Below are 12,288 nucleotides of genomic sequence, written 5' to 3'. Positions count from 1 at the left end.
ATTAGTTTATATTATCAATGATGTTTATGGCTGTTGATAATAAGCGATTTATAGTCTGCAATAATATAAACTATTTAATGTTTTGTACTTAGATTAGATTAAGTTCAACAAAAGGGTATCCCAAGATTGAGATACCCTTTTTATGTGTTATTGTTTCACCTGCCACTCCGCCTTTGGCCCCATTAACAATTTACTCTTCTAAATTTTCATTTAGTGATGTTTATGCGGATCAGTAAATACGTTTCCGGATTCAATCAGTATGTTTCCGGAACCGACCAACCGCCGGATATCTTCAGATTATCAATGCTCAATAATGGAACATTCAGAGGCACTGCAACAACTATTTTATCCAGCAAAGGCATAAGCGTATCGATTAGTTTACTTAGAATAGGGCCGAGGACAGGAATTCCTCCCAGTACATCATTCAGATTAGCAACCTCGGACAATTTCAAAGAAAGAGAAAGTCCTTCTTCACCATCCTCCTGTTGTGTGTAATCTTTCAATCCCAGGCTGAGAACAGAATAATCCGACTCGTACCGGAAGTTTGCTTCCGTCGTAACAGCAATACTATCGGTAATATCCACAAGTGCGCCGGTCAGTAACCAGTCGCTATCTAATATACCGTCAACCACTAAACCTGAAACTAAGCCTACTTTAGCCACATTAATCCCCCGCACGTCATACAAACCTTCAAAGCCTCTGATAAGAATACTCTTTTCACTGTTAACGGCACCTGGAAGTGTTGCCAGATTATAAAGGAATTTATGCTCACCGGAATGAACATCCGTCACATTCAAATCCAAGTCAATGGCTTTCGGAAAATCATTTATCGTAACCACCGCATAACCGGCATCAGCAACATTCCATGGATTCAATAAACCACCCAAAAGTCCTAATAAATCACTCTGCGAAGAATTAGCCGTGAGTGTCTTAGCTAACTGAGCCACCAATTGCTGCAACAACATCTTATATAGTGCGTCAACTAACGGCGCAAGCAAATTCTCGGATACTAAATTAACCGCACCATCCAATCCGCCTACTGCCAAAAATACGACATTTGCACCGGGAATCTTACCCAGCCCTTCTTCCAATGCTCCCGGAAGAACTCCCTTTAATGTAGTCTCAATCAAATCTTCATAATGGAGTTGTTCGACAATATTGCCCACCAATGAGTCTAATGCATCTTGCGCATCAATAAGAAGGCGGGAAAGATTGAGCATTGAAATAATACGTTGCAACAAAACAGTAGGTTGCGGCGAAACATCCGAGAAACTGACGCTTGCAAAGTAGAATTCGGAATTATCGGTAAATTCCGCTCCGGGCAGATTGATACGTGCATCGGCACGGGTAGTCTGATAGTTCGTCAGTATATCCTGGTAAGTCGTTGCTTGCTCCGACGGAATGGGGAATTGAGTGCTGAGCATATTCGCAAGGAATACAGCGGTGTACTCTCCTTTGGGGAGCGTATCCTTTATCGCAGCATAAGGCCATGTCGGTATTGCATCTGCCGGATTTAAAATCATTCTTTCCTTCACATATTCACCGGTAGCCTTATAGACCACATAGCGAATGCTGCGCACCCGGCTATCCTGACCGGAAACAGGAACACGTGTATCACTACCCATTTGTCCCGGCGAAAAGATTGCCTCAAAATATCCGTCAGGTATCTCAGATGATACTATCTCCGAAGGCTCATCCCCTCCGGAAGGTAATTCCGGAAAGCCTGCCTCCTCTTTGTCGCAACCGACAAAGAGGAAAGAGCAAAGCAGGCCTGCTATTATAAAACGAGTTGTTTTCATCTCTTTACTATGATATTAAATCTCATCACATTAATTCGTATCATAACCATCCCAATTGTCATCATCCAGATTGATATTACGGATGTCTAAATTGAAACCTATATTCATGGAAGAAAAATCTCCTGTGATTTTCACCCAGTGGTTAGAGTCGAATGTGATACGATTACTCGACACAATGCCTGTCTCGTCGGGTATCTTCACCGTATACCGTTCCGTATCGGTGCCGTACGCTACATCCAGATAGAGCAATGTATTTCTGGCAGTTGTAGTTGGCAACATATAAAGGTTAAAGTTCACATTACCTGATGCCGGCACTTCAGTTGCCAATGTTTTTACTCCGCTATCACCTGCAGTCTGCCATTCCAAAGGCGTGGCATCTGTAATGTGGATACCCGTTACGAGTTGTTCAGCCACAAGGGTCATGGAGCTTACAAATTCCGGAACATTGCTTACTTCTATACTTAAGGCGCTCACCAACCGCGTAAGTTTTCCCTGTACATTATTCACTTCCGAAGGCTTGAATAGTTGTCCCACCTCATCATAGTTCGAGTATCCTGTCCCGATACAAGAATAGAATTCGGGGACCACCGGTGCGTCTGTCAGTTCCAAGAACGAGTTCGCCAATGTGGCAGGTATATCAGTAGAACCGATACTGAACCGTTCCGTAGTGCCACCTTGATTGGCAAAATCATAATCATTTCGGTTATAACCGATTATTACCAATTGATAAGTGGATGCAGCGGATAAGTTCAACATGGTGGCAACAGTCGGGAAGAGACTGACATCCAATTGTCGCGCCGAATCATATTCGGGCACGAAGTTCTCAGGATCATTATTCAATGCCTCATCGGTTTTACGAAAAGGTATAATCAGAATCCTGTTAACTGAAAGTTCAGCATCACCCGGCGCACGCGTATAACTATCGCTCCTGTCTATTGATAGACTTACGGGAACGACTTTGTCGTCCGGGAACAGGTCCCGGTTCTCTTCCGCAGAACATCCGCTCAGGAGAATCATCCCTATTCCCGTTAACAAACTTAGTATATAGTTCGCCTTTTTCATATCCACCTTATCAAAGTCTACGATTGAGGTACTTTACTGGATGGTGAGATTGTGAATCGTCGACCATGCCGGATCGACAGTAATCACGATGTTTTGGTCAATCAGCAGGTCAATCGCTGAATCATCATCGGACGTATCACCCGGAGTACCGCCATCTGTGCTTCCGGCAGCTCCCTTTGTTCCCAAAGAATAGAAATGATTGGCAAGAATATCAAGAGTAGTAACGTTTCCGTTGGCGCCATCCATTACACTCCATTCCTTGATAGCAGCATTGTTTTCATCATAGAGTCCGAGAGTCATAGTTACACTTGCGATAGGCATATAGAAAGATCCTCCCAACTGTGTATTGGCAGCTTTCACAACTCCCTGTCCCGTAAGATCATTTCCTCCATATATACCATTGGTCTCTGTCTGAGTAGAAAGATCAATATCCACAATATTATAGGGAACAATGGCAGTATTATTACTTGTTCCGGTACTCAAATTCACATTGATGTTACAGTCGCTCACTGTCAGACGCAGATATTTTACGGTTTTTCCATCCATAGTCGCAGGTATATTCTTAAAGAATCCAAGAATACCGGCAACCTTACGAGTCATTTCAATACGTACACGAACACCTTCGGTATCAATTGTAGCATCTGCCGAACCGGCAAAGATTTCAGTTTCATCTCCCCCTTTGGCAATGGTAGCTTCCATTGTTTCATAATCAGTGTTATCGGCTACAGGTGTTGTTACCGTAAACAAATCGGTGGCATCCCGTCCTACGGCCAGGAATCTGTAAGTACCCACCGGAAGCTCTTCGTCATCAGGTATTGCATAACGCATATAAGTAGTTCCATCGCTCCAACCTGTCACTTCAAAAGACTTAGTAAACAAGTATTTGGCGCCATCAGACTTAAAAGCATAGATACTAACCCGGGTAACATGTTGGACAGCTGCCTGGCTATACACCGGAGCGCGAGAAGGAAGTCCCTCATTGAGTTTATTCACGGCCGAAATTTCGAAAGTAACAGTACCTTTCGTTGGTTGAGGTTGAGCCACTGGTTCATCATCATTTGAACATGCAGCAAATACAAACAGACTTGCTACGAAAAAAAACATCCACTTCTTCATGATCGTAATTTTTTAAATTAATTAAATTGAATATTATATTAAAGTAAATCATTCTTCTATCTCTTCTATGGTCATTTGATGTATCAGAGTCCATTCATTCTGAATATATATATAGACTTCATACGCCTCTTGTGCAATGTTATAATCTACTTTCACTGCAGATATTTCATTACGATACATTGTGAAATATATAGGTGGTACATCCAGGAAAGGTTCACCGTTTCCTGTATCGTTTGTATAGTAATCAAGTTTCAGAATGGAAGTTGATCCTTCCGGACTCGGAGCAAGCAATGTCGGTACGGACGATTGAAAAGGTGAAAACTTTTCCACACTTGCAATACCTGTGTACCTTAATTCTTCGTCTGCCGACTGGTATATCTGGTCTATATTTAACTTGATGCCTCCTATTACAGTAGGGAAATTGTAACTGAGTAATAAAAGTTTTCCTTTTGTTCGCTCCAAGGGAACCTTGGTGGTTTGGTAAGAACTGTCGAATTGCAGTTTGCGGGTGCTTACATAAATATCGGTAGATTCTGTGGAATTCCGGTGTAGTTCACCTCTGGGGGAGTTGTTGCCGGAGGGTAGGTTTCCCCATACGGTCAGAATGTATTCTCCTTCCGGAATCCCTTCAAAGGTAATAGGATATGTTTGCACATCTCCGCTTGCCGCTATTGTCACTGTAGTTTCTCTTACGATATTCTGAGATATAGCATCAGTTAATGTATAGTAAATGGTTTCTATACAATCAGAAAACGATGCATTTTCTTCTTGAGGAGGAATCTCCGGAAGGAGATCGGGATTGATTATGTAGTTCATATCCTTTACGGATATTTCTACCACGTACTGCGGAACGGGGCAGTCGGAAAGATCATCAGAAATACAAGAACTGAGAAATCCCAGTAAGACTATTACATATAAATAATAATGTATTGACCGCATATTCATAGATTCAGGAATTCAAATGAAACAATTAGTTTAATCAAATTGGAATACTTCATTCATAATGCTATACCTTTGTAGATGAAAGCTTTATGAATAATAGTATTCAATTTGTTGTTTTATAGTAACACTGCCACTTTACATTTGTTCATACGACATAGGCATATTTATCATAAAAATATGCAGAAAGTACTGAATTGCCTGTTCTTCGTATCTAAATATTCTGAAAAGTAATATGATTTAGCGGTCCTCAAACCCTTTCAACAAACGGTTTCTATCCTCTTCTGTTTTCGTTCTTATATATCCCCGGTAAGTGCTGAATCCTGCCTGAAATATAAGGTCGATTCCCATAACAATTTTGTTTTTCGGATCGAGGCACAGCAAATCGAGTTCTTTGAGCCGTTGCAGGTTAATGTAACGGCTGAAATTCATTCCATATTCGCTGTTGATGAAGTTCGAGACATAAGTGCGGTTGCTGTGCAGGTCGGCAGCTACATCCGTGATGCGCAGCTTGGGGTTGAGATAAGGTTTTTGTGTTTGAATGTAATGCTCGAAATATTCACGGTTTATGTGGTGGGCTTTATCCCTGTCGGTGTCTGTTTTTTCATCCGCATCGGTTATCACGATGTAGTTTTCCGACACGATGTTGTAACATAGTATAATTAACTCCGCCACAATCAATATAGAGGGAAGAATCATCCAGAGAGAGCCAAAAAGTACAGTTCTACCCATCCCCATCGCTATCAGCGGATACATGATAATCGACAAAAGAACCAGTATCATCTGTTTGATCCAGCGGACAGGCGAACGTCCTTCGTCGGCTGAGTAATTGCCAATAACGTGCCGGTAGGCCATAATGCGCCGGAACGAAAGCAGATTGTATGTGATGTTCCACAACAGAAGTCCTATTGGTTTGGAAGTGAACAGCGCCGTATATGCCTCGTAGCCCGCCATTGCCTGCCCACGTGACGTAACGATATAGAGTTGCGCATCCAACGGCACATAAAATGACCAGATTAGAAGTACCGCAGGAATAATTGCCGGAACAATGTAATGCATATTAGAAAAGCATTCCTTTCCGCCCGTACCTGTAAGAGAGTAAGTAACACGGTAGAGTAAGACGTGGAGTATTAACAAGGCGTAATAGAAAGCCGTTTGAAGTACGACAAACAATATCGGCCATTGTAAATACAACACTATGCAGCCCCAGAGAAATGTCGATACCAAGAACGCCGCAACGAGTGTCCGGATCAGGGCGTGAGGAAGGTTTCGTTCCTCACGACCATAAATGGTCACAATCATGGCGCAGATGAGAGACGTAACAACAGGCAGACTGAAAATCACCGTCATTAATGTCGTATTCCATGCCGGGTTCATCATTCCATACCTCCTTTACCTGCGGCGCGTTCCACGACATTACCGTTCCGACCATTCTCTTCAGCCTCCTTTGTTCGTGTGTAGTTACGCTTATAGACGAATCCTACCTCATATAATAAATCATCAACCGTTTTACCCGCATTGGAAGGCAAAGACATAAGACGATTAAGTTCAGCCAGCCGCAGTGAGTTTATGTACCGGTTGAAGTTCATTCCATAGGTTTTATTTATGAAGTTAGAAAGACTGGTACGGCTTGTTTTAAGCGGCTCAACAAGGTCTGTCATCTTCAGATCCGGGTGGAGCCAGAGTTTACGGGAATTGACATACTCTTCAAATCTCTTTTTCGTCAATTTTACATTCTGCATCGGAAGTTGCGTGAAGCTAACCTCATCCGGAAGTTGCGACGAATCGCTAACCGTTTTGTTCTTTTTCGGGTCGGCTTCCATCATATCCATACGCTCTTTTACCGACGGGATGTAAAGAAGGAAATTCCGCCGGATTACATTGTAGCCTATAATAAAGTCTTCTCCTGCGTGCAGGAATGTTAATATAAGCACCTGCCAAGAGGTTACAAACTCTCCGCGCGGAAGCAATACCGAAGGCACTGAGAGGAGCAATATCACAACAACGAATCCCATCAGCCCCGTAATCCAGCGGACAGGCTGAGGATGCTTATCGGCTTTCCTGCCCATTGCCCGGTAATAGCGTCTGAGGCGCACTAATGACAGAACGGTATAGACGATAACGTAAACGAATCGCATCGCAGGTTTGAAGAGGAAATACCGGGAATATACCGGATACTCAGGGGAGAATTGTCCGCGCGATTCCACCAGTCCGAGCTGCACATCCCACGGTACAAAAAAAGACCATACGCCAAGCACGGAAACTATCAGAACCGGCAAGGCATAATGCCATGAGGAAAATGGTTTTAGCTCGGCAGTTTCCGATAGTTCACAAACATAACGATAGAACTGTACAGGAGTGAGCATGTACGCAAGATAGACTGCAACATTAAAATAGAGCGACACCGATGGAATGTAAGTGTAAAGAAGCAACGCTGTCCAGCTAATTGCCAGAAAGATGTAGAACCTGAGGACGGTGTGTTTAATCTTCCGCTCCAATCTAGTACGGCTGTCATGCACCGAAAGCGTAATCATCAACATCCAGATGAGTGATGAGAAGAGCGGCAGGCATGCGCCGAGAAGTGGCAATATCTCCCATGTATCATTCATGCTGCAAATATAAATAATCGCCGCCGTATGCCATACTTCTGACTCTTATTTTTGGACATCAACATTGAAATTGTACGATTTCGCCAGATTCTGTACTTTTTGGCAAAAATACAATAAAGCCTGTACCATTTGGCAGGCAGGTTTGTACCTTTTTGAATAACCGGCCGCAAGGGATTATGTAATTTTGCAGCGGTAATAATGAACAAAGATATGCAGATTCGCAACAAATTATTAGTAATCTTATTAGGACTATTTATCACAGGAAAAACACTTGCGCAGGAGTCTCAATCCTTATCCGCCGAAAGGACAATTGTCTTTAAATTCCTTTCCGGAAAGGATGTGTTTTGGAGCAACTTAAATGATAACGCCAATGAGTTAAACCGGTTGAATATGCTTATAGATGAATTCTATAGTGATATTATCTCCGGTCAAATGCCGGTGTATGTAGATGGGTATTGTGCCTCTCTGCCTACAAAGCGGGAAAACATCCGCACGGCTTTCCTCCGTGCCAACCGTGTGAAATCAGAACTTATAATCCGTAAGGGGTTGAAAGAGAAACATTTCATAACAAAGAATTATGTTACCGACTATAACGGACATAAGGATATAGTGATTGTCACAATCCGTATTCCTGCCCCGAAAGAAGAGCAGCATACAGAACCTGAGCAGGAAATAGAGCAAGAAATAAACGCGGAACCAATCAGTGAAAATCAGCAGGCTATCATATCCGTGGCAGACACAGCCACTATAGAAGAAAGCGAATCCCAAATTGCTTCAAAACACCAGGAAGCAATTATTCCCCAAATAACAGCATCACGATATATCGCCATAAAAACCAATCTTGCGGCATGGGCAGGCACAATGCTTAACGCAGCTATAGACATACAAGCGGGAAAGCATATCTCTGTTGAACTACCTGTAATATGGTGTCCGTGGCATATCGGCGACTCCCGTTCGGTAAGGATGCTTGCCTTTCAGCCCGAAGCGCGGTGGTGGTTATCACAGCTGGGGCAAGGACATTTCTTCGGTGTCCACGCCTCTCTCGCGTGGTATAATGTGAAATGGAAAAACGATCGCTATCAGAATACCGGAAGACCGTTGCTGGGAGCCGGATTAAGCTACGGCTACCTACTGCCTTTAGGGGACAGATGGGCAAGCGAGTTTACACTTGGAGCAGGTTATGCCAACCTGCGTTACGACACCTATTATAATATAGATGATGGGGCGCGCATAAATACCCGCACCAAAAACTATTGGGGCATTACCCGCATTGGCATTTCTGTTGCCTATCGTTTCCATACTAATAAATAATTCAGCATGAAGAAGATACTACACCTACTATACCTATTATTATTCATCGCATTTATTCCATTGTTTTCGGGTTGCATCCACGAATATCCCGACGGTGAGGGAATAGACCCTACACTGCTGACGGTAGAGGTCAATTTATTGCTTAATCTGGAATGGAAAGAACACCCGAACCGGATGAAAACCACAGTACGCTCCGGCGAAAGCCCCCGCCGCCGCTTCATTGTTGAAGTCTGGCGCGAAGGAGAGCTTGTCAGTCGACAGACAGTTATACCGGAAGACTTGACCGAAGGGCAAACCAAGTTCCTGCTGCCTGAAACACTTACCCTCCATGCGCTGGAATACACTGTTGCCGTGTGGACAGATCATGCGGAGGCAGACTCGGAAGATGGCCTGCATCATGATGCTACAGATCTGAGCAACGTGACTCTTCATGAGCCATACACCGGCAACACGGACCACCGTGATTGCCATTATGCCACGACATCACTCGATTTGCGTTCCTATCGTGACCAATGGAACACCCATGTGCGGTTGGATGTGAATTTGGAACGTCCGCTGGCTAAGTACCACATCATTGCTACAGATGCAGCGGAGTTTCTTGAAACAGCCCGCAAAAGGTTTCCCGGACAGACAGCGTTTGATATCCGGTTCTCTTACGGTTTCTATTTCCCCCTTGCTTTTAACGTATGGGAAGGCAAGCCGGCAAACTCGCAACTCGGCGTAGCTTTTACAGGTAGTCTTACTTTGCCGGCAGACGGCACGGAAGAGTTACTACTGGGGACAGACCATATTTTCGTGAACGGGGCAGGGTCGCACATTCCCCTTTCGATTGAAATCACTACCCGTAGCGGCGAACTTGTAGGCAAGCTTACCAGTCTCAATGTGCCTTACAAACGGGGATACGTCACTACCATTCGCGGGCGCTTCCTCACGGCCATTTCCGGTTCGGGCGGTATCGGTATAGACCCCGGATTCGATGGTGATATCGACATTGATTTGGATGAATTATAAGAAACAGAATATCAAGTATAAATTTTCTAATCATTTAAAAAGTAAAAAATGAAAAAGTTCAATTCCTTAATTTTGTTGCTTGTCCTTATCGGGTTGGCAACATCGTGTAGTCAGGATGATTCCTTCAACCTGCAAAACAGTGAGAACAACCGGGTAGTGATCAGCGCCAATGTAGGCGATGAAGCGGCAGACTTTCCGAAGTCCGGCACACAGACCCGTGCAGCTTCGGGCGACCTGCAAATGCCGGGATACTCGCTGCGCTATATCCTCGAAGTATGGGACGAAAGCGATGCTGTAGCCTATCGCGAAGAAAAATTGGTTAGTGATGCCGCACAAACAGTGGTTTTCGATTTCAATTTGCCGGTTGCCGGTGACTACGACGCTTTGTTATGGGCGGATTATGTAACGTTAGGCGCTACCGCCGCAAGCGGTCATTACGAAGACCTTTATTACAAGACCGATGATACCAATGGACTGAAAACAATTTCCATTATCAATGCGGCTTATGCGGTCAGCACTGCTTCGCGTGACGCTTTCTTTGGAAAATCTTCCTTCACAAAGACCGGTACCGCACCGGGCAATGCCGGAAGCGTAACCCTGAAACGCCCATTCGGACGAATCAACATCATTGAAAAAGATGCAGCGATACAGGCAGAACTGCAGACCATGGACTTGGCTTACGATGTTCCGTCAATGTTCAATGTAATGGACGGTTCGGTAAGCGGAACCTCTTCTATAACTCTCAATGGTATAACATCTTTCCCCGCAGCCCCTACCCAAAAAGCAAATATTTTCTTCGATTATATCCTGGCTCCGGCAAGCGGTCAACAGTTGTTGGGCGAGATTAAAATAGATTATACACTGAAAAATACCGCAGGTACATTATTTACCATTCCCGCCAATATGCCCGTAGAACGCAACAAACGTACCAATATTTCGGGCAATATACTAACCGATCCCAGTATGACGAAACTCTCGGTAGAGATTGACGATGCGTGGACTGATCCTGATTTGGAATCCGACTACGTAACACCGTTGTTATGGGAAGATGTCCAATCGCTTATCAACGGAATGCTACCGGGAAACACACTCGACTTATCAGAGTTGCCGACGCATCTCCCTACAACTCCGCTCTTTCTAACCATATCCAAGAACATCACGGTTACAGCACAAATGGATCCGATATTGGGAAAATTCGGGAACGGTACTTTTAACGTGCCTATTAATGGAGTACACTTTGAACTTCAGGACGGAGCTACCATCACCTTCGATAAAGTATCGTTCGGCAGCAGTTCCAATGCGAGTCCCATCGTATCCGGCACAGGTAATGTGATTGTGCGGGAGTCTTCCCTGTCACATACCTCTCCGATAAACGTAGATGGAGATGTATGGGTATACGGCACTATTGCCAAATTGCTATTTGACAATGTCAATCATACGACCGAAATCATGGCTTCCCAAACCATAGGGGATGGCGTAGTCGCAAGTCCGGGCATTCGCGCCCGTAACGTTACATTGGAAGGCGGCTCCGTTGCAGGCGGATTTACGTTCGGTACAAATTCCCACGGTGGTGCAGCTATCGAGGCCTCCGGCGACGTTACGATTAGCGGCGGTTTGAAAGAAATCGATGGAGATAACCTTGATAGATCCGCTATATTGGGGGGTGACGCATTCGGCGATGGAGGCATGGGAGGCAGCGCAATAGTTGTTGGCGGTAATCTGACTGTGACGGGAGGTTGCTTTATCAACGGAGGTCGCGGTGCGGGCGCCGATTCGGATATGCCCCCTGTTACCACAGGCGGAACGGGAGGCATAGCTATTGTCGCATCCGGCAACATCACCTTGTCCGGAACGAGAACGACTGATGCCGCTGCACTATCTTCCATACGCGTCGTATCGGGTAGAGGAGGTAACATAACAGGAGTCGCCATCCGGTTCACACCCGGCGCAACGTCTCCCCGTACGCTGACAGCGAACACTGCTTATATTCGCCCAACAACCGATTCTACTTTCGGATACGATAACGGTTTAGGTGGTTATTCAGCCTCATGTACTATCGACCAGCAACCTGACGACAAATCTATTTTAGACGACTGCCTTGTCGGCTGGTACAATAATATTCAGATATTCAGCGGCGGTTGGTACAAGATTACTAATTCATTCAGAACCTACGGACTATTGGATGCCGCTACGGAATTGCCGTAGGGGGGGGAGGTGAGTAGTAAGTAGGAGGTAGTATCCGTCATTGGTAGCGTAGTCGAAGCATCTCCTCTTCTGAAATACAAAGGAGAAGAGATCCTTCGACTACTATTCCTACCTCTTTTTCCTACGAAGGCTAAAGAAAATGCTGGCTACTCTTTATTCTTTCCACCGCGGAGAAAGTTTCTTTCCACCACGGGGAAAGTTTCTTTCCGCCGCGGTGGAAAGAAACTTTCTCCGCG

The 12,288-nt window shown here is 44.7% G+C and carries 9 protein-coding genes; 3 read left to right on the top strand and 6 right to left on the bottom strand.

Annotation, left to right across the window (positions count from 1 at the left end):
* Positions 1-254: 254 nt before the first annotated feature.
* From B2Z67_RS15050 to B2Z67_RS15025, 6 genes are all read right to left on the bottom strand, one after another.
* Complete coding sequence (locus B2Z67_RS15050; RefSeq protein WP_291530661.1) at positions 255-1,799, bottom strand: FimB/Mfa2 family fimbrial subunit; 1,545 nt, start codon at positions 1,797-1,799, stop codon at positions 255-257.
* 30 nt (positions 1,800-1,829) lie between these two features.
* A complete protein-coding gene (locus tag B2Z67_RS15045; protein WP_291530660.1) occupies positions 1,830-2,861 on the bottom strand; it encodes a hypothetical protein in 1,032 nt (343 codons plus the stop codon).
* A gap of 33 nt (positions 2,862-2,894) precedes the next feature.
* The gene (locus tag B2Z67_RS15040) at positions 2,895-3,977 is read right to left on the bottom strand and encodes a FimB/Mfa2 family fimbrial subunit (RefSeq protein WP_291530659.1); all 1,083 of its coding nucleotides are present in this window, start codon (positions 3,975-3,977) and stop codon (positions 2,895-2,897) included.
* Positions 3,978-4,025: 48 nt separating this feature from the next.
* Positions 4,026-4,793, bottom strand: coding sequence for a hypothetical protein (locus B2Z67_RS15035; protein WP_291530658.1), 768 nt, complete (start codon positions 4,791-4,793; stop codon positions 4,026-4,028).
* A gap of 363 nt (positions 4,794-5,156) precedes the next feature.
* Entirely contained in the window at positions 5,157-6,296 is a 1,140-nt protein-coding gene (locus B2Z67_RS15030; protein ID WP_291530657.1) for a hypothetical protein, read from the bottom strand.
* Positions 6,293-7,525 carry a hypothetical protein gene (locus B2Z67_RS15025; protein WP_291530656.1) on the bottom strand — a complete coding sequence of 411 codons (1,233 nt, stop codon included), beginning with the start codon at positions 7,523-7,525 and terminating at the stop codon, positions 6,293-6,295. Before B2Z67_RS15025 ends, B2Z67_RS15030 begins: the two co-directional genes overlap by 4 nt.
* Before the next feature lie 210 nt (positions 7,526-7,735).
* Between B2Z67_RS15025 and B2Z67_RS15020 the strand changes: the two genes are divergently transcribed.
* The 3 genes from B2Z67_RS15020 to B2Z67_RS15010 are packed head-to-tail and all read left to right on the top strand — an operon-like array spanning position 7,736 to position 12,052.
* The gene (locus B2Z67_RS15020; RefSeq protein WP_291530655.1) at positions 7,736-8,836 is read left to right on the top strand and encodes a DUF3575 domain-containing protein; all 1,101 of its coding nucleotides are present in this window, start codon (positions 7,736-7,738) and stop codon (positions 8,834-8,836) included.
* A 6-nt stretch (positions 8,837-8,842) separates the two neighbouring features.
* Positions 8,843-9,847 carry a DUF6562 domain-containing protein gene (locus B2Z67_RS15015; RefSeq protein WP_291530654.1) on the top strand — a complete coding sequence of 335 codons (1,005 nt, stop codon included), beginning with the start codon at positions 8,843-8,845 and terminating at the stop codon, positions 9,845-9,847.
* A 48-nt stretch (positions 9,848-9,895) separates the two neighbouring features.
* Complete coding sequence (locus B2Z67_RS15010) at positions 9,896-12,052, top strand: DUF6562 domain-containing protein (RefSeq protein ID WP_291530653.1); 2,157 nt, start codon at positions 9,896-9,898, stop codon at positions 12,050-12,052.
* The last annotated feature ends 236 nt before the right edge of the window (positions 12,053-12,288 follow it).

Source organism: Bacteroides sp. UBA939 (assembly GCF_002293435.1).
In the GTDB taxonomy this organism is placed as follows: Bacteria; Bacteroidota; Bacteroidia; order Bacteroidales; family Bacteroidaceae; genus Bacteroides.
This window is presented reverse-complemented; position numbering and strand designations above follow the sequence as displayed.